Origin of the sequence: Leucobacter luti, assembly GCF_050310065.1 — a bacterium.
In the GTDB taxonomy this organism is placed as follows: domain Bacteria; phylum Actinomycetota; class Actinomycetes; order Actinomycetales; family Microbacteriaceae; genus Leucobacter; species Leucobacter luti_B.
This window is the reverse complement of record NZ_CP190007.1, coordinates 1,609,547-1,631,033: the sequence shown is the minus strand read 5'-3', so window position 1 is coordinate 1,631,033 and position 21,487 is coordinate 1,609,547. Positions and strand designations below refer to the sequence as shown.

Genomic DNA, 21,487 nt, shown 5'->3' with positions numbered 1-21,487 from the left:
CACGGCGCGCATTCCGAACGGGCCCCGGATCACCGCACGAGCAGGACCATGACCTCCAAGTGCTTCGTGTGCGGGAACATGTCGAAGACGCGCGCCGCGAGCACCCGATAGGACGGCATCGCCGCGAGGTCGCGGGCGAGGCTCTCGGGGTTGCAGCTCGAGTAGACGACCGTGTCGATTCCGGATCCCTCGACCCACGCGGAGAGCTCGGCCCCGATCCCGCGCCTCGGCGGGTTCACGATGAGCGCCTCGGGGCGGTCTTCTGCGCGGGATCCGAGGGCGAACGCGGTCGCGTCCGCGGCGAAGAATCGGGCGTCGATCCCGGCCTCGGCCGCGCTCCGCTCGGCCGAGCGCACGGCCTCCTCCGAAACCTCGACGCCGAGCACGCTCACGCCGCCAGCAGCATCGGCACGAGATCCAGCACCGGAAGCACCATCGCCAGCACCGGAAGCGCAGTGCAGCGCGAAGCCGCCGACCCCGCAGTACAGGTCCCACAGCGTGCGGGGCCGCCGCTCGGCGACCCACTCCGCGGCCTGCGCGTAGAGCGCGCGGGCGACCGGGGTGTTCGTCTGGAAGAAGCTCTGCGGGCGCAGGTGCAGCGAGACGGGCCCGAGATCCATGTCGAGGGAGGCCCCGAGCAGGATCTCCTCCCGCTCCCCCTCGAGCACGGCCTTGTGCTCGGGCAGGATGTTGACGGTCACGACGGCGAGCCGCGGGAGCGCCGCGAGCAGCCGGGGCAGCGCCCCGCGCAGCGTCTCGAGCGCGCGCTCGCTCCGCACGACGAAGCGCACCATGAGCTCGCCGTCGGGCGACTCGGTGACGTGCGCGAACTTCAGCTCGCCCCGGCGCCGCGGAACGTCGTACGGCCACAGCCCCGTGCCGTCGAGAAATTCTGCGAGGCGCGGGATCGCGGCCCGGATCCCGGGCTGCTGGATCAGGCAATCGCGTAGGTCGACGCCCGCGCCGTCGGGTCCCAGGATCCCGAGCATCACGGCTCCCCTGCGCCCGCCGACGACGAGCTTCGCCTTGTTCCTGAAGTCGCGCACGCCGCCCTCGACGGCCGGGAGCCAGGCGCCGCCAGGCACGGTCTCGAGGAGTTCGCGGCAGCGCGCCTCCTTGGCGCTCAGCTGCTCGGCGTACGGCGTCTCGATCAGGGCGCAGGATCGGCAGCGCCCCGCCTCGAAGTAGTCGCAGCGCGGGTTGGGCATCTCGGGTTCCAGGATCCGGGTTCCAGGTTCCCTGGTCAGGCCGTGAGCCCGAGGCCGTCCATGCGGCGGATGTGGTCCGCGATCAGCTCGGTGAACACCGGCTCGACCTCGTCGGCGTCGAACTCGCGGCCCTCGCTGAGCGCGAGCACGGCCCGCGACACGAGGAGCGTGTCGCCCACGAGCCTGCGGCCCCACAGCGCGAGCCAGCTCGACAGCTGCTCGTTCGAGGCGAGCTCGCCCTCGAGCAGGGTCTTGAGCTCGGCGTTGCCCGTGTGCTTCTGCAGGATCGAGATCGCCTCGCCGCGGAAGCTGTCGCGCAGGCCGCCCGCGAGGCTCGCGAAGAAGTCGTCAAAGAGGCCGCCGACGAGGTAGAGGGAGAGGACGTGCTGGTGCCAGTCGTCGGTGTCGATCCGCTCGACGTAGTCGTCGATGACCTTCGAGTACGGGCGCATCACGACGTGCGGCTCGGCGCCTCGGCTGTGGATCTCCGCCGTCAGGCGCTGGTGCTTCGAGAGCGTCTGGCCCGCGACCTGCGCGAGCACCTCCTTGGCCTCGAGCGTCGGCGCACCGGAAACCGCGCGTGTCGCGGCCTCGTACAGCTCGAGCTGGAGGTAGGCGGTGAGCCCGAGGAACGGCAGCATTGCGGGCGCGAACTCGGAGAGCTCGACGCGCTCAGTATCCGTCGACTCGCCACGGGAGCGCAGCTTGCGCGCCGGCGCACTTTTTTTCCGAAGCCCACGGATCCACTCGAACACCCTGTCAGCTTACCGCCGAGTTGTCCGTGGCCTGGAATAGACTGGCCCGCGTACGTATTCACCGCCCTGGCCGTTGGAGCCGGGCCGCTGCGCTCTCGGGACTGCGCGCGCAGCACCGCAATCGAAGAGAGACGCACTGTGACGACATTCCACGAACTCGGCGTCGACCCAGACATGGTCGACGAGCTCGCGAAGCGCGGGATCATCGACGCCTTCCCCATCCAGGAGCAGACGATCCCCCTCGCGATCTCCGGCCAGGACATCATCGGCCAGGCCAAGACGGGAACGGGCAAGACCTTCGGCTTCGGCCTGCCGCTGCTGCAGCGCATCGGCACCGATCCGGAGCCCGGCGTGCAGGCGCTCATTGTCGTGCCGACGCGCGAGCTCGCGGTGCAGGTCTACGAGGACCTCGAGCTCGCGTCTGCCGGCCGCGCGGCGACCGTTGTGCCGATCTACGGCGGCAAGGCCTACGAGGGCCAGATCGACCAGCTGAAGGCCGGCGCCCAGGTGGTCGTCGGCACGCCGGGCCGCCTCCTCGACCTCGCGAACCAGCGCCTGCTGAACCTCGGCAACGTGCGCGAGATGGTGCTGGACGAGGCCGACAAGATGCTCGACCTCGGCTTCCTCGCCGACATCGAGAAGCTGTTCTCCCTCACCCCGGCGACCCGCCACACGATGCTCTTCTCGGCGACCATGCCCGGCACGATCGTGACGCTCGCCCGCCGCTTCATGACCCGCCCGATCCACATCCGCGCGACCGATCCCGACGAGGGCGTCGCGCAGGCGAACATCGAGCACATCATCTACCGCGCGCACTCGCTCGACAAGGACGAGGTCATCGGCCGCATCCTGCAGGCCGAGGGGCGCGGGAAGACCGTCATCTTCATGCGCACGAAGCGCGCCGCGGCAAAGCTCCAGGAGGAGCTGACGGATCGCGGCTTCAACGTCGCGGCCGTCCACGGCGACCTGAACCAGGACCAGCGCGAGCGCGCCATGTCCGGGTTCAAGGCGGGCAAGAAGGACATCCTGATCGCGACCGACGTCGCCGCGCGCGGCATCGACGTCGACGACGTGACGCACGTCATCAATCACACGGTCCCCGACGACGACAAGACCTACCTGCACCGCGCCGGCCGCACGGGCCGCGCCGGTCGCACGGGCATCGCCGTGACCTTCGTCGACTGGGACGACCTGCACAAGTGGGCGCTCATCAACAAGGCGCTCGAGTTCGGCGTGCCGGAGCCCGTCGAGACTTACTCCTCCTCGCCGCACCTCTTCAGCGACCTGAACATCCCCGAGGGCTCGAAGGGCCGCCTCAAGGCGACCCCGATCAAGGAGCGCGCACCGCGCGACGGCGGCCGCGGCCGCTCGGACCGCGGCGCTGGCCGCGGCGCCGGTTCGGGATCCGATTCCGGATCCGACTCGGGCTCGGGCTCCGGCTCAGGCGAGGGCCGCACCCGCACCCGCCGCCGCACCCGCAGCGCGAACCCGCAGGGTCGCGGCCGCCACGAAGCGCACGGGCACGAGCAGCACGGCCACGACTCCGAGGGCGGCGGCGAGCCGGGCGCACCGCTCGCCGGCTCGGCAGAGGCCGGCTCGGGCGAGGGCGCACCGCGCCGCCGTCGCCGGCGCCGTGGGGGTCGCGGCGGCGCGAACCGCGACGGCCAGGGCGGCGGCGTTCAGAGCGGCGGTACGCAGGACGGCGGCGAGCAGGGCGGCCAGTCCTCCGAGGGCGCGCCCGCCGCTGCGGCGACCGCCGCGGAGTAAGGCAGCAGAACGCCGCGGAGCAACGCTTCGAGCAGACGCTTTCGAGCGGCTCAGCTGCGGGTGAACAGCCCGGAGCGGAGCCGCTCGACCGTTTCCGGGGCCGTGCGGCGCTCGCCGAGCAGGTTCGGCTTGCCCGCGCCGTGGTAGTCGCTCGATCCGGTCGCAATCAGCCCGTGCTCGGCCGCGGCGGCGATGATCGGCGGCAGCCACTCCTCGCGGTGCTCGGGGTGGTCGAGCTCGACCCCCAGGAGCCCCGCGCGGGCGAGCTCGGAGAGCTCGCGATCCTGCACCGGGGCCTTTTGCCGCGAGGCCGCCGGGTGCGCGAGCACCGCGGCACCACCGGCCGCGCGCACGAGCCGGATCGCCTCGGGCGTGTCAATGGCGTAGGTGCCGAGGTAGTAGGGCGAACCGGGGTGCAGGATCTCCTGGAACGCGGCGCTCCGGTCCGGAAAGTAGCCGGCGGCGACGAGGGCGTCGGCGATGTGCGGGCGCCCGACCGTGCGGGCGTCGCCCTCGCGCACGACGTCGTCCCAGGTGATTGCGTAGTCGCGGGCGACGCGGCGCACCATCTCGCGGGCCCGCTCGAGGCGCGAGACGCGCACCTCACCGAGCGCCGCGAGGAGCTCCTCGGAGCGCGGGTCGATCCCGTAGCCAAGGAGGTGCCGGGAGAACCCCCGGTGCTTCGTCGTGATCTCGATGCCCGGGAGGAAGTCGATCCCGGCAGCGGCGGCGGCCTCGCGCGCCTCGTTCCAGCCGGCGACCGTGTCGTGGTCCGTGAGCGCGAAGCCCTCGAGCCCGATTGCCGCGGCCTCGGCGGCGATCTCCGCAGGCGACGTCGTGCCGTCGGAGTGGAGGGAGTGCGTGTGGAGGTCGTATCCGCCGCGCAGCTCGTTGGTCATCCCCTCATTCTAGGCTCACCGAATGTTCACCGGGCGGCCCCTGGGAGCGACGGCGCGCGCTCGGTGCGAGAATGGAAGCATGACCGAGACCGCGCAGCAGACCACCCACGAGGTGGAGATCGACAACAGTAACCGCAGCACGACGCCGAAGACGGACAACTTCCTCCAGTACATCTCCTCGCACTGGGCGGAGCGCCCCGAGGAGACGCCTGAGGCGTGGCCGGTCGCGCCCTATGCGGCCGAGCGCCGTCGCGTGTTCGCGGCCCAGTTCCCCGGATCCCGCCTCGTGATCCACGCCGGCGCGATGAAGCAGCGCTCGAACGACACCTTCTACCAGTACCGCGCCCACAGCGCGTTCGCGCACCTCACGGGTTGGGGCTCGGAGAGCGAGCCCGGCGCGATCCTCGTGCTCGACCCGGTCGCCGCGGATGACGGAGCCGGATCCGGATCCGGGGCGACCCACGAGGCGACGCTGTTCTTCCGCGAGCGGGCGGGCCGCGATAGCGACGAGTTCTACGCGAACTCCGAGATCGGCGAGTTCTGGATCGGGCCGCGGCCCTCGCTCGGCCAGGTCGCCGCGGCGCTCGGGATCAGGACCGCGCACCTCGACGACTTCGAGGCGGGCGAGGGTGACCTCACGCTCGACGACGAGCGCGTGGCGCAGTCCGCCTCCGAGCTGCGCCTCGTGAAGGACGCGTTCGAGCTCGCCGAGATGCAGGATGCCGTCGACGCGACGGCGCAGGGCTTCACCGAGGTGCTCGCGGCGCTCCCGAGCGCGAGCGCGCACCCGCGCGGCGAGCGGATCGTCGAGGGCGTCTTCAACCAGCGCGCCCGCCTCGACGGCAACACGGTCGGCTACGAGACGATCGCCGCATCCGGCCCGCACGCGTGCACGCTGCACTGGATCCGCAACGACGGCCCCGTGCTCGAGGGCGACCTCCTGCTCCTCGACGTCGGCGTCGAGATGGACAGCCTCTATACGGCCGACATCACGCGCACGATCCCGGTCTCCGGCACGTTCTCCGAGGTGCAGCGCCGGGTGTACGACGCCGTGCTCGAGGCGGCGGACGCCGCCCGCGCGATCGTGCGGCCGGGGATCCGCTTCGGCGACGTCCACGACGCGGCCATGCGCGTGATCGAGCGCCGCACCCGCGAGTGGGGCTTCCTGCCGGAGAACGACGGCACGGCCTACTACCGCCGCTACATGGTGCACGGCACGAGCCACCACCTCGGCATGGACGTGCACGACTGCGCGCAGGCGCGCCGCGACATGTACATGGACGGCGAGCTCGAGGCGGGGATGGTCTTCACGATCGAGCCAGGGCTCTACTTCCAGCCCGACGACCTGACCGTGCCCGAGGAGTACCGCGGCATCGGCGTGCGCATCGAGGACGACATCGTGGTCACGGCCGACGGCTGCCGCAACCTCTCGGCGGGGATCCCGCGCACGGCCGACGAGGTCGAGGCCTGGGTGCGCGCCGCCCGCGCCTAGCCTTCCTCGCTGTTGTTAGCGATTTCGGGGCTTCAGCGGGCCGCGAGCCCCCGAAATCGCTAACAACGACCCGCGGGAGGTTGTTAGCGATTTCGGTTCGTATCACGCCGCTTACGCACCGAAATCGCTAACAACCGCCTCTAGGCGAGGAGTTCGAGAGCGGCATGGGCCGCGTTGTGGCCGCCGATGCCGCTCACCGCGCCGCCGCGGCGGGCCCCGGACCCGCAGACCAGCAGGTTCGGGATCGCCGTCGCGACGCCCCACCTGGCGGCGGGCGTGTCGAGCGCCTCGTCGTCCTCGGCGAACGGCCACGAGAGCGCGCCGTGGAAGATGTCGCCGCCCACCATCCCGAGCGACTCCTCGAGGTCGCGCGTCGTGCGCGCCTCGATGCACGGGGTGCCGTCCGGCGTCCGGTACACGCAGTCCGCGATGGGCTCCGCGAGCACCGAGTCGAGCGACGCCTGGGCCGCCGCGAGCAGCTGCTCGCGCAGCTCGTCGTTGTTCTCCGCGGTGACCAGGCGATCCGGCACGTGCAGGCCGAACAGCGTGAGCGTCTGTGCGCCCTCGGCCCGCAGCTCGGGCCCCAGGATCGACGGGTCGGTCAGCGAGTGGCAGTAGATCTCGGCGGGCAGGGGCGACGGCAGGGCGCCGGCCGCGGCCGCGTCGCGCGCCGCGTCGAGCTGGGTGAGCGTCTCGTTGATGTGGAAGGTGCCAGCGAACGCCGCCCGCGGATCCACGTCGGCGTCCCGCAGCCTCGGCAGGCGCGTAAGCAGCATGTTCACCTTCACCTGCGCGCCCTCGGGCCGCTCGGGCGCCTCGAACACCTCGGCCGCAGGCGCGCCGCCTGCCGTCAGCAGCCGCTCGAGCACCGCGGGCCCGACGCCCGCGAGCACGAGTCGCCCGCGCAGCGATCCCGCGCCGTTCGCCGACGCGTAGCGCACCGTGCCGTCCGCCGCGATCGCCGTGACCTCGGCGCCCGTCACGAGCTCGGCGCCGGCCTCCCGGGCCGCGCGCTCGAGCTCCCCGCTCACGCGCCCCATGCCGCCGACCGGCACGTCCCAGTCGCCCGTGCCGCCGCCGATCACGTGGTACAGGAAGCACTTGTTCTGGCGCAGCGAGGGATCGTCGGCAGCGGAGAACGTGCCGATCAGGCCGTCAGTGAGTGCGATGCCCCGCGCGATGTCCGTCGACAGCGCGTCCCGGATCATGCCGCCGAGCGGCCGCTCGAAGAGGTCGGCCCAGAGCTCGTCGTCGCCGATCTCCTCGCGCACCTCCGAGCGGCGGCGCAGCGGCTCCGTCACGGTCGGGAAGAGCCGCTCCGCCACGGGCGCGATCCGCGCGTAGAACGCGTCGAAGCGTTCCGCCTCGGCGCGGTCACCCGTCACCCGCTCGAACGAGGACGCGGTCGCCTCGGCGTCGCCGTTGTCGACGAGGATGCCGCGCGCCGGATCGGCCGGGTCGGGCGTGTACGACGAGTACCGCCTGCGCGCGAGCTCGATCCTGAGCCCGAGGTCCTCGACGATCCGCTGCGGGAGCAGGCTCACGAGGTAGGAGTAGCGCGAGAGCCGCGCGGCGACGCCGGGCCACGGCTCCTCCGAGACGGCCGCGCCGCCCAGGTGGTCGAGGCGCTCGAGCACCGCGACGCGCTTGCCCGCCTTCGCGAGGTAGGCCGCGGCGACGAGGGCGTTGTGCCCGCCGCCCGCGATGACGACGTCGTGGGTGTGCGCTGCTGCGTCTTCGTTGAGCATGAGCACCACCCTAGCGCCAGCGCGGGCGCCGCGGCCCACGCCCGGCGCACGCCGAATGCGTTACTCGACGACCCCGTCGACGTAGCGCCAGCGGCGCTCCTCCCCCGAGCGGGCGAAGCGGCTGCGCTCGCGCAGCTCGACGCGCCCCTCCGGCCCGCGCGCGATCGCCGTAAAGGTCACGAAGCCCGCCTCGTCGCTCGGCCCGCCCGCCGTCGTGTCGTGCACGACCAGCCGCTGCCAGCGCAGCTCCGGATCGGGATCGAGCTCGGCGCGCTCCGGCCGCGTCGCCCCGTCCCACGTCTCGAACAGGTAGTCGCCGAGCCCCAGCGCGAAGGCCGAAAAGCGCGAGCGCATGAGGCGCTCGGCGGTCGGCGCGGGATCCCCTGCGTGGAGCGGCCCGCAGCACTCGCCGTACGCCGCGCCGCCGCCGCACGGGCAGGGCGCGGACGCCTCGAGCGCGGGTGCCTCGAGGCTCGCCGCGCCGCTCACGCCGCGCCGGATCCGGATCCCGCACCCGCGAACTCGCCCCGCAGCGCCCGCTGCAGCGTGTCGAGCCGCACCCCGCCGATCGCGAGCGCGTCGCGGTGGAAGCCGCGGATGTCGAAGGCGCGCCCCGCGGCCTCGTCGCGGGCGGCCGCCTCGTCGCGGAGCTCCTCCCAGATGCGCTGCCCCACCTTGTAGGAGGGCGCCTGGCCCGCCCAGCCGAGGTAGCGCAGCACTTCGAAGCGCACGAAGCTGTCGTTCATGTTGACGTTGTCGGCCATGAACTCGAAGGCGTAGTCGCCGTCCCACACGCCGCCGCCGTCGGGCCGCTGCTTGCCGAGGTGTACCCCGATGTCGAGCACGACGCGGGCCGCGCGCATACGCTGCCCGTCGAGCATGCCGAGCCGGTCGGCCGGGTCGTCGAGGTAGCCGAGCTGCTCCATGAGGCGCTCGGCGTAGAGCGCCCAGCCCTCCGCGTGCCCGGAGGTGCCCGCGAGCTGCCTGCGCCACTCGTTGAGCTGCCCGCGGTTCACGACCGCCTGCCCGATCTGCAGGTGGTGCCCCGGGACGCCCTCGTGGTAGACCGTCGTGAGCTCGCGCCAGGTGTCGAACTCGGTGACGCCCTCCGGCACGGACCACCACATGCGGCCCGGCCGCGAGAAGTCATCGCTCGGGCCCGTGTAGTAGATCCCGCCCTCCTGCGTCGGCGCGATCAGGCACTCCAGTGCACGGATCTCGGCGGGGATGTCGAACTGGGTCGCGCCGAGCTCGGCGACGGCGCGATCGCTCGTCTCCTGCATCCAGCGCTGCAGCTCGGCCGTGCCGTTGAGCTTCCTGGCGGGGTCGGCCTCGAGCTTCGCGATCGCCTCCGCGACGATCCCGGGCCGGCGCTCGCCGCCCACGATCTCGGCGGCGATCCGCTCCTGCTCGTCGACCATGCGCTCGAGCTCCTCGATTCCCCACTCGTAGGTCTCGTCGAGGTCGACCTTCGCCCCGAGGAAGCCCTCGGAGGCGCGCTCGTAGCGCTCCCGCCCGAACGCGTCCTCGCTCGCGGCGACGGGTGCGATGTCGGTTTCAAGGAAGTCCGCGAGGTCCTGGTAGGCGCTCGACGCCGCGGCTGCGGCGGCCGCGAGCTCGAGCGCGAGCGCGGACGGCGCGCCGGCCGTCGCGGCGAGCTTGCCGAAGAAGCCCGGCTCATCGGGCGTTCCGGCGGTGCGCCTCGACTGCGCGGCGACCTCGGTGACCTGCCGGATCGCGGGCGCCTCGCCGCGGCGGGCGCCCTCTGCGAGCGACGCGCGGTAGCCGGCGAGCGCGCCGGGGATCGCGCGCAGCCGCTCGGCGACGAGCTCCCAGTCGCCGTCGCCCGTCGTGGGCATGAGGTCGAAGACGTCCCTGATCCCCTGCGGCGGCGACTCGATCACGTTGAGGTTGCGGCGCGACTCGCCGGCCTCGTGGTCCGCGAGCACGAGGCGCAGCTCGGCCTCGAGGTCCGCGCGCGTTACGGCGTCGACCTCGTCGGCCGCCGGGGTGCCGAGGAGCTCGGCGAGCGCGTGGCGCGCGGCGTCCGCAAGCGCCGCGGCCCCCTCAGGCGAGTAGTCCGGGAGCCCGGAGGTGCGGCGCCCGATGTAGGTCCCCGTGGTGGGGTCGTGGCTGACGAGCGTTTCGACCCAGGCCTCGGCAACGGCGTCGACTCTGGTGCGTGAGCGTTCTGCGGTCATCCCTCCACAATACGGGGAGTCATCGGGATCCGGATCCAGCTACCGCAGCACGCCGGCCTCGCGCGCCGCGGCGACGGCGGCCGTGCGCGAGGACACGCCGAGCTTCTCGTAGATGTGCACGAGGTGCGACTTCACGGTCGCGTCGCTGATGAAGAGCGCCCGCGCGATCCCCGAGTTCGTCTCCCCCTCGGCGACGAGCGCGAGCACCTCGATCTCGCGCGCACTCAGGCTGAGCTGCGGGGTGCGCAGCCGCGCGAGCAGGCGGCCGGCGATCGCTGGCGCGAGGGCGCTCTCCCCCGCGGCGGCGGCCCGGATCGCCGCGATGAGCTCGGACGGCGGCGTGTCCTTCAGCAGGTAGCCGCTCGCGCCGGACTCGATCGCGCCGAGGATGTCGCCGTCGGTGTCGTAGTTCGTGAGCACGAGCACGGCGGGCGCCGGCTTCTCGGCCCGGATCCGCCGCGTCGCGTCGGCCCCCGTCGTCTCCGCCCCGAACTGCAGGTCCATGAGCACGACGTCGGGCGCGAGCGTCGCGGCGAGCGCGACCGCCTCGTCCGGGGTCGACGCCTCCCCGAGGATCTCGAGCTCCGGGTCGCCCTCGAGGAGGGCGCGGATGCCGGCGCGCACGACGGGGTGGTCGTCGGCGAGGAGTATGCGGATCACTGGTTCCCCCGATCGATCGTGACGACGAGCGAGGTCCCCTCGCCCGGCGCCGAGGTGACGGCGAGGGCGCCGTCGAGCTGTCTGACCCGCTCCTCGATGGCGCGCAGGCCGAAGGAGTCCGGGTGGCTGCCGTGTGCCGCTGCGCGCTCGGGGTCGAAGCCGATCCCGTCGTCGCCGACGGCGAGCGTGACGCGATCCCCGTCCTCCGTCAGCGAGAGCGCGACGTGCTCGGCCTCGGAGTGCCTGACCGCGTTGGAGACGGCGCCCTGGGCGATCCGGAGCAGGGAGGACTGCGCGTCCATGGAGAGGTCGAGCCGCTCGGGCACGGCCGCGGTGAACGCGATGCCGGTGCGCCGCTCCTGTTCGGCGGCGAGGCGGCGGAGCGCCGCGGGCAGGCCGTCGTCGAGCGTCGGCGGGGTGAGCTCCCTGATGAGCCCGCGCGTCTCAGCGAGGCTCTCCGCGGCGGTCTCGCGCGCGAGGCGGATGTACCTGACCTCGGGGCCGTCCGCGGCGTCGCGCTCGGCGGCGTGGAGGAGCATCTGGATACTCGAGAGCCCCTGGGCGACGGTGTCGTGGATCTCGCGGGCGAGGCGGCTGCGCTCGTCGAGGGCGCCCTGCTCGCGCTCCTTGCTCGCGAGAGCCTCGCGGGTGCGGAGGAGCTCGGCGAGGATCGCCTCGCGCTCCGCGTTCTCGCGTTCGAGGGCGCGGTAGCCGAGGCCGATCAGGATCGCAACACCCGCGCCGAGGAGGGGGCCGACGACGACGCCGATCCCGAACCCGAGGTGCATGCCGAGCGCGGTGATCGCGATCGCGGTGGCGATGACGATCGCGAGGTAGCCCGTGCGGCCCGGCATCATGTGGAGGAACAGGAAGAAGAGCGGGAAGACGAGGTAGGAGCCCTCGGGGGCGATCCAGACGAGCGCGGCCCAGAGCACGGTGATGGCGCCGACCCAGGCGAGGCCCCAGATTCCGCCGGCGGCGATCGAAGAGTCGCGGGGCTCGGTGCTGTCTGCGGGCGCCGGATCCTGATCCGGATCCTGCGCCGACTCCCGCTCCCGCTGCCTGAGCGCGGCCATGCGACGCCCCTCAACGGCCCCGCCGAAGTAGAGCACGATGAGCGTCGCGGAGAGGGCGACGGCCCAGGACGCGTGGGGGCGCTGGGCGACCACGGCGACGGCCGCCGTGAAGGCGGCGAGGCCGATGAAGAGCGCGTGGAGCGCGAATCTGAGCACGGCGAACATCGGGGCGAGACTCGCGTGTGGTGCCATGACACCCCCAGCGTACGGCGAAACCCCCCGGTGGCGCATCAATCGAAAGTTCGAGTGGCGCGCGCCGTCCGGTTGAGCGCGAAACCGCGCGAAGCGGCGATGCCCCTCACCCCCTCCCCGCGGGAGCCTGGATATCGACCGCGAAAACGCCGCGGCCGGAAAGGTGCAACGTGTTCGTCGCTTGGAGAGATCTGCGGTTCGCCCGCGGACGATTCCTGCTCATTGGGGCGGTCGTCGCCCTCATCACCCTGCTCGTCGGGTTCCTCTCGGGTCTCACCGGGGGCCTCGCCTCGCAGAACATCTCGGCCGTGCTCGCGCTTCCGGGCGATCGCCTCGTGCTCGCTGAGCCCGAGTCCGGCGAGCCCTCGTTCTCCAGCTCGACCCTCTCGGACGAGGCCGTCGACGCGTGGCAGGGCGCCGCGGGGGTCGACTCGGCGATTCCCGTCGGGATCTCGCAGTCCCGCGCGGAATCCGCCGACTCGGACGGCACGGTCGGCGTCGCGCTGTTCGGGCTGCCCGAGGCGATCGGATTCGGATCCGGATCCGGTCCCGGCACCGGCACCGGCGGCGAGCTCGCGCAGCTGGTGCCCGGCGCGAACGACGAGGTCGGGCTCTCGGCCGGCGCCGCGAAGGACCTGAACGTCGCCGTCGGCGACACCGTGACCATCACGGGAACCGAGTTCACGGTCGCGACCGTCGGGGGCGACTCCTGGTACAGCCACACGCCGGTCGTCGCGCTCACGCCCGACGCCTGGGCCGAGGCCGACACGCGCGTCGGCGGATCCGGCGAGGCCACCGTCATCGCGGCGAGCGGCGACGCCGACTGGGACGCGATCGCGGAGAGCACCGGCACGAGCGCGAAGTCGACCATCGCGAGCCTCACGGCGCTCGAGACGTTCCGCTCGGAGATCGGCTCGCTCGGCCTCATGATCGCCCTCCTGTTCGGGATCTCGGCGCTCGTCGTCGGCGCGTTCTTCACCGTCTGGACGATGCAGCGATCTGCGGACGTCGCCGTGCTGAAGGCGCTGGGCGCCACGACCGGCTCGCTCGTGCGCGACTCCCTCGGTCAGGCGCTCATCGTGCTCGTGCTCGGGATCGGTGTCGGCCTCGGCGCGGTCGTCGGCCTCGGAACGCTCGCCGGCCAGGCCCTCCCCTTCATGCTGAGCCCGCTCACGACGCTCGCCCCCGCGGCGATCATGACCGTGCTCGGCCTCGCGGGCGCCGCCGTCGCGCTCCGCACCGTCACCAAAGCAGACCCCCTCACCGCACTCGGGAGCCACCGTTGATCTCACTCGAAAACGTCACCCTCACCTTCCCCGACGGCGCCGACCGCGTCACCGCGGTCGACAACGTCACTCTCACGGCCCCGGCCGGCGAGGTCACGGGCATCACGGGACCGTCCGGCTCGGGCAAGTCGAGCCTGCTCGCGGTCGCCGCGACGCTGATCCGCCCCGACTCCGGCCGGGTCATGATCGACGGCGTCGACGCGGCGAAGCTCTCCCGCACCGCCGCCGCCACGCTCCGCAGGGAGCGGATCGGGATCGTGTTCCAGCAGTCGAACCTGCTCCCGGCGCTCACCGCGCGCGAGCAGCTGATCGTCATGGGTGAGCTCGGCGGCGCGCGCAAGAGCCGCTCCGAGAAGGAGGCGCTCCGCGCCCGCGCCGATGAGCTGCTCGACGCCGTCGGCCTCTCCGCGCACGCCCGCAAGCGCCCCGCGCAGCTCTCGGGAGGACAGCGGCAGCGGATCGCGATCGCCCGCGCGCTCGTGCACCAGCCGGGCGCCCTGCTCGTCGACGAGCCGACGAGCGCGCTCGACCAGGAGCGCGGCGGCGAGATCATGGCGCTCATCGCGAGGCTCACGCGCGAGCGGAACACGGCGACGCTCCTCGTCACGCACGATCTCGTGCACGAGGGCGCCATCGACGAGCTCGTCACCGTGGTCGACGGCGCCATCGCCGGCACGCGCTCGCGCGCGCACCGGGCGGCCGAGGCGACCGTCGGAGCCGCCTAGGCGCGATCCGGCCCAGTTCCGGGCTAGGATGGACACATCGGCGCTCAGCGCCGCAGCGAGTCAGGCGCGCCGCGCCGCAATGAACACTTCCGAGGAGTCACCGTGAAGATCCGTACCCGCATCGCAGCAGCCGTCGTCGCAGCGCTCACCTCGGTGTTCGTCGCGACTCCCGCGTTCGCCTCGGGCGGCTCTGACGACACGCACTCGATGTTCTCCTCCGCGGGCCAGCCCGTCGACGTCGTCGCGATCTCGATCGTCGGCGTCGTGCTGCTCGCCGTGGTCCTCATCGGCTCGACGCTCGTCGGCAACCTCTTCGAGAAGAAGAAGTAGCCCGAGCGGAAACGACGCGAAAGGGGGCGGTGCCGATTGGCACCGCCCCCTTTCGCGTGTCCCGCGGGCTACTCGACGACGCTGTTACTCGACGACCCTGCTACTCGACGACCACGCGGATCCCGGAGACGCGCTCGTCGACGGCGCCGCGCACGTAGCCGGTCGGCGAGGCGGCGACCGCCGTGAGGAACGCGACCGTCTCGGCCGTCACGAGCTCGCCCGGGAGCAGGTTCGGGATCCCGGGCGGGTAGGCCGCGAGCGTGTCGGCCGAGATCCGACCGATGGCCTCTGCCGCCGGCACAACCTCGCTCGCACCGAAGTAGGCGTCGCGGGGCAGCTTGCGGAGCTCGCCCGCGGCGGGGAGCTCGGGGAACGCCGAGTGCTCCGTGGCCTCCTCGGCTGCGGCCGCGTCGGCCACCGCGGTGAGCGCGGCCATGAAGCGGTCGACGTCGATCTCGCGGAGCGCGCCGATCACGGCGACGACGCTCGTCGCGGTCGACATCTCGAGGTAGATCCCGTGCTGCCACCGCATCTGGCCGCGCACCCAGTGGCCCGACTGGCCTGTCTTCGAGACGTCGATCGGCACGCGCAGGAGGTCGGTCTCGACGATGTCGGGGACGTTGCCGAAGTCGTCGCTGATCACGGAGTAGCGGGGCTCGAGGCGCACGCGCTCGCGGATCTCGCGGCCGGCGGCCACGGCCGCGCCGATCCGGTCCTCGCCGGCGACGAGGGCGCGGCGCGCGGCGTCGAGCGAGCCCATGAGCACGCCGCTCGCCGAGGTCGACGAGGTCATCGAGAACGCGCGGGCGACGAGCGGCTCGAAGCGCTCGGCGAAGGGCCCGTGCCCGAGGTGCAGCATCGCGGACTGCGTGAGCGACGCCGCGAGCTTGTGCGTGCTCGACACGACGAGGTCGGCGCCGAGGCGCACGGGCGACTCGGGCAGATCGGGGTGGAAGCCGAAGTGGGCGCCCCACGCGCCGTCGACGATGAGCGCGGCGCCGTTCGCGTGCGCGACGCGGGCCAGCCCCGCGACGTCGGCCGTCGAGCCGAAGTAGCTGGGCGAGACGACGTACACGCTCGACACCGAGCGGCCCGCCTCGGCCTCGCGCACGAGCGCCTCCTCGAGCGCCTCGGGGGTGAGGCCGTGGGCGATCCCGTGCTCGGTGTCGACGTTCGGGGAGACAAACGCGGGGATCAGGCCGGAAAGCAAGACGCCGTCGGTGAAGCTCGAGTGCATGCTGCGCTGGATGAGCACGCGCTCCCCCAGGCCGCGGGCCGCGATCGCCGCCGTGCGGTTCGCCTGCGAGGCGCCGTTCGTGAGGAACCAGGTGCGCTTCGCGCCCCATGCCTCGGCCGCGAGCTCGAGCGCCTCGGCGAGCGGCGAGTCGTCGCCCAGGTCGATGCCCTCGAGCATGAGCGGAACGTCAAGCTCGACGAGGCGCGGCCCGAAGAGCTCGGCGAGGTGCTGCGCGCCGTTCTCCGGATCGTTCCCGTGGCCCGGCACCATGAGCGAGTGCGGGTTCGAGTCGCCGAAGCCGGCAATCGCCTCTGCGTAGGGCGCCCGGGCCTGCGCCGCCGAAAGGGGGGCGCGGCGCGACTCGCGCTCCAGCGGCTCTGCGCCGGGGAGCGTCTCGCGCTCCTGAATGGGGGCGCCCGCCTGCTCGGCCAGGTGGGCAGGGAAGTTCGAGTCCTCATGCAGCATGAGCCCAGAATGCCCGCTGTGAGAGCCCCCGCGGAACCCCCGACAAGCCTCCCGGGGACCATATACTGTCTGTAACGAAAAGGCCTGTTTGGGGCGTTTCGTTCCAGAAGAACAGGGGTGCTCCATGATAGACCTGCGACAGCTCCAGGCACTCAGCGCGGTCGCCGCGGAGGGCTCGGTCGCGCGAGCGGCATCCCGCCTCGGCTGGAGCCAGCCCACCGTCGACTACCACCTCCGCAACCTCGACCGGCTCGTCGGCACCGACCTCACGACCCGCAGCACCCGCGGCTCCAAGCTCACGGCCGCCGGCACCCTCATGCTCGAGCGCGGCGAGGAGATCCTGGGCCTTGCCGACCGCGCGCTCACCGACGTCCGTGACCTCGCCCAGCTCGGCCGGATCCGGCTCCGCTTCGGCACCTTCCCGACCGCGGCCGCCCGCCTCCTCCCGGGCATCTCGAGCCGCGTCTCAGAGCTCGGGATCGAGCTCGATGCGACGCTCGAGGAACTCGCTCCCCTGGTCACGCGCGTGAACCAGCACACGCTCGACGCGGCGCTCGTGTACGCGGCGAACGGCTACCAGCTGCCGTTCCGGGCCGAGGTGCACACGACGCACCTCTACACCGACCCCATGCTGCTCGCGCTGCCCGAGTCTCACCCGGCGGCGAAGCGCCACAGGACCTTCGACCGCCAGGCGCTCCTCACGCTCTCCGGCGACAGCTGGGTCATGGGCTCGACGCCAGGCGACACGCTCGACGACCTGCTCCGGGAGGTGTTCCAGGCCGAGGGGCACAAGATCGACGTCGCGATCCGCACCGACGACTACTCGGTCGTGCTCGGCCTCATCGCCGCGGGCATGGCCGTCGCGCTCGTGCCGAGCATCGTGGGCAACAACCCGCCGGAGGGCGTCGCGCTCCGCCCCATCGAGGACCCCCGCTTCGCCCGAGAACTCCTGCTCGCGGCGCCCGCCGGGCCCGGCGGCCCCTCGGCCGCCGTGCGCCAGCTCGCCGAGGCGGTGCGCCGCTCGATCAGCGCCCTCGGGTAGGGCGCGGCGCGGCGCGGCGCGGGCGCGGCGCGGATCCCGAACCACCCTTGCACTCCCTCCGAGTTCTGCGCTCGCTCCTACGTATTCCGGGGATTCCGACTGAGCGAGCGCAGAATTGCGAGCGAGCGCAGGGGTGTGAGGCGACACGGTGCTCAGTCGCGGCTCAGGCACGGCGCGGATCCCGAACCGCACCGGCGCTCCCTCCGAAATCTGCACTCGTTCCCACGAAACCCGGGCGTCCAAACTGAGCGAGCGCAGAATTGCGAACGAGCGCAGGGCGCCAGACGCGCAGGCAGGCAGCCAGGCGGCCCGGCGCGCGCCTAGTGCCCGGCGCCGACCGGGGCGCCCTCGGGGCGCACCGGATCCCGCACGAAGAAGGCGAGCAGCACCCCGACGGTCGCGGCGGCGCCGCCGAGGAGGAACGCGGCGCGCGTGCCCGCGGCCAGCGCGTGCGCGTCGATCGCCTCGGGAGCGCCGGCGACGCCGACCGACACGAGCGTCATGACGGTCACGAAGAGCGCCGTGCCCGCGGCACCGGCGACCTGCTGCACCGTCGAGATCATCGCGCTGCCGTGCGACGCGAGCATGGGCGGCAGCGATCCGAGCGACACCGAGAACAGCGGGGTGAACACGCCCGCGAGCCCGAGGCTCAGCAGCAGGTGCGTCGCGAGCACCTGCCAGACCGGGGTGCCGTACTGGAAGAGCCCCATGGCCCACAGCGCCAGCGCGGTCACGATCGTGCCCGGGATCAGGACAAACCTGGCACCTCGCGTGTCGACGAGGCGCCCGACGAACGGCCCGAGGAGCCCCATGAGTAGGCCGCCGGGGAGGAGCAGGAGGCCCGTCTGCAGCGTGTTGTAGCCGAGCACGTTCTGCGCGTAGATGGGCAGCAGGATGAGCGAGCCGAAGAGCGCCATCGAGCTGAACGCGAAGAGGATGACCGAGAGCGCGTAGGGCCGCGACTGGAAGGTGCGCAGGTCGAGCAGCGCGCCGTCGCTGCGCTGCAGCACGAGCTGCCGCCAGACGAACAGGCCGAGCGCGATGACGCCGAGCGCGATCGGGCCCGCCGGCGGCAGGAGCGCCTCGCCATTCGCGAGATCCCCGATGAGGCTCAGCCCGTAGACGAGCCCACCGAACGCGAGGATCGACAGGATCACCGACACCGGATCGACACGCGCGGTGCGCTGTGTGCCGACGTTCGGCATGCGGAGCATCCCCAGCAGGAGCGCGATCGCGGCGATCGGCAGCACGATGATGAACAGCCAGCGCCAGTGCAGCACCTGCAGGATCAGGCCCGAGATCGTCGGCCCGAGCGCGGGCGCGACCGAGATGACGATCGCGATCCGGCCCATGAGCCTGCCGCGCTGACGCTCGGGCACGAGCGTCACGACGGTCGTCATGAGGAGCGGCATCATGATCGCGGTGCCGCCAGCCTGCACTACGCGGCCGACGAGCAGCATCTCGAAGCCGGGCGCCCCCGCGGCGATCGCGGTTCCCGCCGTGAACAGGCTCATCGCCGTGATGAACAGCGGGCGCGTCTTCACGCGCTGGATCAGCATGCCCGTGATCGGGATCACGATGCTCATCGTGAGCAGGAACGCGGTCGTGAGCCACTGCCCCACCGCCGCCGTGATCTTGAGATCGTGCATGAGCTTCGGCAGCGCGACGCCCATGACGGTCTCGTTCAGGATCACGACGAACGCCGAGATGAGGAGCAGCCAGATGGCGAGCTGCTCGCGCGGACCGAACTCGGGTTCGCCTGCCGGGTTCACCTGATCGGCCGGGTGTGCGGGGGAATTCGACATAAGGGATCAATCCTAACCTGACGGGCGGCCCCGCACGGAGCCGTTACTCGAACGGATCCCGCAGTCGGCTCAGGAACTCGCGCGTCTCCTCGCGCTCGGGGTGTTCGAAGATCTGCTCGGGCGGGCCAGACTCGATGATCACGCCGTCCTTCAGGTAGACGACGCGATCGGCGACTCGGCGCGCGAAGGACATTTCGTGCGTGGCCATGACAATGGTGGAGCCCGCGAGCTTCAGCTCGCGCACGAGGTCGAGCACCTCGCCCACGAGCTGCGGGTCGAGCGCGCTCGTGATCTCGTCGAGGAGCAGGAGTTCCGGATCGGTCGCGATCGCGCGGGCGATCGCGACGCGCTGCTGCTGCCCGCCCGAGAGCCGGTCGGGGTACTCCCCCGCTTTGTCGGCGAGGCCGATCCGCTCGAGCAGCTGCCTGCCGCGCGCCTCGGCCTCGGCGCGCGGGGTCTTGAAGACCTTGCGCGCGGCGAGCGTCACGTTGTCGAGCACGTTGAGGTGCGGGAAGAGGTTGTAGTGCTGGAACACGACGCCGATCCGCGCGCGCACGCGGTCGGCGTCTGCGCGCGGGTCGGTGATGTCATCGTCGCCGAGCAGGATCCTGCCGTCGTCGACCTGCTCGAGCAGGTTGATGGTCTTGAGCAGGGTCGACTTGCCCGAGCCGGACGCCCCGATGAGCACGACGACCTCGTGGCGGTCGACCGTGAGGTCGATCCCGCGCAGCACCGGCTGCTCGCCGAAGCGCTTGTGCAGCGCCTCGACGCGGAGCACCGTCTCGGCGATCCCGGTCGCGGTCCCGGATCCGGATCCGTGCGCCGCGGTCATACCGATCCCCCGATCTGCTCGCGCTTCTGGGCGCGGGCCGTCATCCAGTCGGTCAGCCTGATGAAGGGCCACGACAGCAGCACGAAGAGCACGCCGGCGAGCACGTACGGCGTGAAGTTGTAGCTCGACGCGACCTCGATCTGCGCGGCGCGCACGGCGTCGACGGCGCCGAGCACCGAGATGAGGCCGACGTCCTTCTGCATCGAGACGAAGTCGTTCATGAGCGCCGGCGTCACCTTGCGCACGGCCTGCGGCAGCACGACGAGCCGGAGCGTCTTGCCGTGGCTCAGGCCGAGCGAGCGCGCGGCGAGCCGCTGCGACGGGTGCACGGCCTCGATCCCGGCCCGCAGCACCTCGGCGACATAGGCCGAGTAGCAGAGGATGAGCGCGATCGTGCCCCAGAACTGGGCCGGCATGCGCTGCGTGAGCTCGAGGCCCGGGATCCCGAAGCCGACGAGGTACAGCACGAGCAGCACGGGGATCCCGCGGAAGAGGTCGGTGTAGCCGGCAGCGAACAGCCGCAACGGCGTGAACACGGCGCCCTTCAGCGTGCGCGCGATTGCGAGCAGCGTGCCCAGGATCGCGACCCCGATCACGGCGAAGAAGAGCACCTGGATGTTGAGCCAGAGGCCCTTGATGACGCGCGGGAACGCGTCGCCTGCGACGGCGAAGTCGAAGAACGTCTCCCTCACCCGCTCCCAGCCGGGGCTGTTCACGAGCACGAGCACGAGCACGGCAGCGAAGATGAGCGTGCTCGCGACGCTCACGAGCATGGAGCGCCGCTTCCTGGCGCGACGGAACGCGCGCCGCCCGAGCTCGATCTCGCTCGGCTCGAACGGCGCGGTTCCGGTGTTCACTGGTGCAGACACTCTCGCGACGGCTACTTGAGGACGGGCGCGCCCTGGTCGGCGATCCACTCGGTGGCGAGCTCATCGAGCTTGCCGCTCTCGCGGAGCGCGTCGACGGCCTTGCTCGCCTTCGCGGTGAGCGCCGAGTCCTTCGGGAGCACGAACGCGAACTCGTCGCCGCCCTGCTCTGACTCGAGCTGACCCACGATCACGCCGTTGTCGAGCTGCGCGTCACGCACATAGAACGCGCCGGGCAGGTCGGTGACGAGCGCGTCGATCTGGCCGCTCTGGAGTGCCGCCACCGCGTCGTCGAGGCTGTTGAAGACCTGCAGGTCCTTGCTCGGGGCGATGACCTCCTCGGCGACCTTCAGCGAGGTCGTGCCCGATGCGACGCCGATCGCCGCGTCCTTGAGGTCCGCGATGCTCTTCGCCTCGGCGGCCGGGGTGCCGCCCGCCGCGACGACGGCCTGCGTGGTCTCGTAGTAGGGCGAGGAGAAGTCGACGGCCTTCTTGCGGTCCTCGCTCACCGAGAACTGCTGGATGTTCAGGTCGAAGTCCTTCGGGCCCGGCGCGATGGCCGAGTCGAAGCTCGTGCGCACCCAGACCACGTCGCCCTTGGCGTAGCCCATCTCCTCGGCGACGGCGTAGGCGACGGCCGCCTCGAAGCCCTCGCCGCTCTCCGGCTTGTTGTCGATCACCCACGGCGCGTAGGCGGGCTCGCCCGTCGCGATCGTGAGCTTGCCCTCGGTCACGTTGCCGGGCTCGGAGGCGGCGTCTCCGCCGCCGGTGCAGGCGGAGAGGGCGAGAAGTGCTGCGGCTCCTGCTGCGACGGCAGCGAGAAGACGGGGCGTGCGGGACATGATGCTCCTATGGTCGAAATTGGCGCGCCGCTCTTCCCGGGCGCCGGGGTTCATTCTAC

General features: G+C 72.0%; 19 protein-coding genes. 6 read left to right on the top strand and 13 right to left on the bottom strand.

Going from position 1 to position 21,487, the window contains the following annotated elements:
- Nucleotides 1-29 precede the first annotated feature (29 nt).
- Both ACOPJ3_RS07535 and ACOPJ3_RS07530 read right to left on the bottom strand, forming a co-directional pair.
- Complete coding sequence (locus ACOPJ3_RS07535; protein ID WP_427868581.1) at nucleotides 30-1,208, bottom strand: methyltransferase domain-containing protein; 1,179 nt, start codon at nucleotides 1,206-1,208, stop codon at nucleotides 30-32.
- A 35-nt stretch (nucleotides 1,209-1,243) separates the two neighbouring features.
- A complete protein-coding gene (locus tag ACOPJ3_RS07530) occupies nucleotides 1,244-1,963 on the bottom strand; it encodes a ferritin-like fold-containing protein (RefSeq protein ID WP_427868580.1) in 720 nt (239 codons plus the stop codon).
- Nucleotides 1,964-2,101: 138 nt separating this feature from the next.
- On the opposite strand from ACOPJ3_RS07530, the gene ACOPJ3_RS07525 reads away from it, so the two are divergent.
- A complete protein-coding gene (locus tag ACOPJ3_RS07525) occupies nucleotides 2,102-3,730 on the top strand; it encodes a DEAD/DEAH box helicase (RefSeq protein WP_427868579.1) in 1,629 nt (542 codons plus the stop codon).
- A gap of 50 nt (nucleotides 3,731-3,780) precedes the next feature.
- Here ACOPJ3_RS07525 and ACOPJ3_RS07520 read toward each other — a convergent pair whose 3' ends face one another.
- The gene (locus tag ACOPJ3_RS07520) at nucleotides 3,781-4,629 is read right to left on the bottom strand and encodes a PHP domain-containing protein (protein ID WP_427868578.1); all 849 of its coding nucleotides are present in this window, start codon (nucleotides 4,627-4,629) and stop codon (nucleotides 3,781-3,783) included.
- Nucleotides 4,630-4,708: 79 nt separating this feature from the next.
- Between ACOPJ3_RS07520 and ACOPJ3_RS07515 the strand changes: the two genes are divergently transcribed.
- Entirely contained in the window at nucleotides 4,709-6,121 is a 1,413-nt protein-coding gene (locus ACOPJ3_RS07515; RefSeq protein WP_427868577.1) for an aminopeptidase P family protein, read from the top strand.
- Nucleotides 6,122-6,261: 140 nt separating this feature from the next.
- Here the strand turns inward: ACOPJ3_RS07515 and ACOPJ3_RS07510 are convergent, their stop codons facing one another.
- The 5 genes from ACOPJ3_RS07510 to ACOPJ3_RS07490 are packed head-to-tail and all read right to left on the bottom strand — an operon-like array spanning nucleotide 6,262 to nucleotide 11,998.
- On the bottom strand, nucleotides 6,262-7,869 hold the full coding sequence (locus ACOPJ3_RS07510; RefSeq protein ID WP_427868576.1) for a phytoene desaturase family protein: 1,608 nt from the start codon (nucleotides 7,867-7,869) through the stop codon (nucleotides 6,262-6,264).
- A gap of 60 nt (nucleotides 7,870-7,929) precedes the next feature.
- The gene (locus tag ACOPJ3_RS07505) at nucleotides 7,930-8,358 is read right to left on the bottom strand and encodes a YchJ family protein (RefSeq protein ID WP_427868575.1); all 429 of its coding nucleotides are present in this window, start codon (nucleotides 8,356-8,358) and stop codon (nucleotides 7,930-7,932) included.
- Entirely contained in the window at nucleotides 8,355-10,070 is a 1,716-nt protein-coding gene (locus ACOPJ3_RS07500; protein ID WP_427868574.1) for a DUF885 domain-containing protein, read from the bottom strand. Before ACOPJ3_RS07500 ends, ACOPJ3_RS07505 begins: the two co-directional genes overlap by 4 nt.
- A 39-nt stretch (nucleotides 10,071-10,109) precedes the next feature.
- Nucleotides 10,110-10,730, bottom strand: coding sequence for a response regulator (locus ACOPJ3_RS07495; protein WP_427868573.1), 621 nt, complete (start codon nucleotides 10,728-10,730; stop codon nucleotides 10,110-10,112).
- Nucleotides 10,727-11,998: a sensor histidine kinase gene (locus ACOPJ3_RS07490; protein WP_427868572.1), complete on the bottom strand. Its 1,272-nt coding sequence runs from the start codon at nucleotides 11,996-11,998 to the stop codon at nucleotides 10,727-10,729. Before ACOPJ3_RS07490 ends, ACOPJ3_RS07495 begins: the two co-directional genes overlap by 4 nt.
- A 170-nt stretch (nucleotides 11,999-12,168) precedes the next feature.
- Here ACOPJ3_RS07490 and ACOPJ3_RS07485 point away from each other — a divergent pair, with 170 nt between their 5' ends.
- From ACOPJ3_RS07485 to ACOPJ3_RS07475, 3 genes are all read left to right on the top strand, one after another.
- On the top strand, nucleotides 12,169-13,284 hold the full coding sequence (locus ACOPJ3_RS07485; RefSeq protein WP_427868571.1) for an ABC transporter permease: 1,116 nt from the start codon (nucleotides 12,169-12,171) through the stop codon (nucleotides 13,282-13,284).
- Nucleotides 13,281-14,009: an ABC transporter ATP-binding protein gene (locus tag ACOPJ3_RS07480; protein WP_427868570.1), complete on the top strand. Its 729-nt coding sequence runs from the start codon at nucleotides 13,281-13,283 to the stop codon at nucleotides 14,007-14,009. The genes ACOPJ3_RS07485 and ACOPJ3_RS07480 overlap by 4 nt, the downstream gene beginning before the upstream one ends.
- A gap of 102 nt (nucleotides 14,010-14,111) precedes the next feature.
- Entirely contained in the window at nucleotides 14,112-14,339 is a 228-nt protein-coding gene (locus ACOPJ3_RS07475; RefSeq protein ID WP_427868569.1) for a hypothetical protein, read from the top strand.
- A gap of 100 nt (nucleotides 14,340-14,439) precedes the next feature.
- Here the strand turns inward: ACOPJ3_RS07475 and ACOPJ3_RS07470 are convergent, their stop codons facing one another.
- Nucleotides 14,440-16,041: an aminotransferase class I/II-fold pyridoxal phosphate-dependent enzyme gene (locus ACOPJ3_RS07470; protein ID WP_427868568.1), complete on the bottom strand. Its 1,602-nt coding sequence runs from the start codon at nucleotides 16,039-16,041 to the stop codon at nucleotides 14,440-14,442.
- A gap of 124 nt (nucleotides 16,042-16,165) precedes the next feature.
- Between ACOPJ3_RS07470 and ACOPJ3_RS07465 the strand changes: the two genes are divergently transcribed.
- Nucleotides 16,166-17,083, top strand: a complete 918-nt coding sequence (locus ACOPJ3_RS07465) for a LysR family transcriptional regulator (protein ID WP_427868567.1) — start codon at nucleotides 16,166-16,168, stop codon at nucleotides 17,081-17,083.
- A 320-nt stretch (nucleotides 17,084-17,403) separates the two neighbouring features.
- Here the strand turns inward: ACOPJ3_RS07465 and ACOPJ3_RS07460 are convergent, their stop codons facing one another.
- The 4 genes from ACOPJ3_RS07460 to ACOPJ3_RS07445 are packed head-to-tail and all read right to left on the bottom strand — an operon-like array spanning nucleotide 17,404 to nucleotide 21,428.
- Nucleotides 17,404-18,888, bottom strand: coding sequence for a DHA2 family efflux MFS transporter permease subunit (locus ACOPJ3_RS07460; protein ID WP_427868566.1), 1,485 nt, complete (start codon nucleotides 18,886-18,888; stop codon nucleotides 17,404-17,406).
- A 43-nt stretch (nucleotides 18,889-18,931) separates the two neighbouring features.
- Complete coding sequence (locus tag ACOPJ3_RS07455) at nucleotides 18,932-19,720, bottom strand: amino acid ABC transporter ATP-binding protein (protein WP_427868565.1); 789 nt, start codon at nucleotides 19,718-19,720, stop codon at nucleotides 18,932-18,934.
- Entirely contained in the window at nucleotides 19,717-20,577 is an 861-nt protein-coding gene (locus ACOPJ3_RS07450) for an amino acid ABC transporter permease (protein WP_427868564.1), read from the bottom strand. The genes ACOPJ3_RS07455 and ACOPJ3_RS07450 overlap by 4 nt, the downstream gene beginning before the upstream one ends.
- 23 nt (nucleotides 20,578-20,600) lie before the next feature.
- Nucleotides 20,601-21,428, bottom strand: a complete 828-nt coding sequence (locus tag ACOPJ3_RS07445) for an ABC transporter substrate-binding protein (protein WP_427868563.1) — start codon at nucleotides 21,426-21,428, stop codon at nucleotides 20,601-20,603.
- Nucleotides 21,429-21,487: the final 59 nt, after the last annotated feature.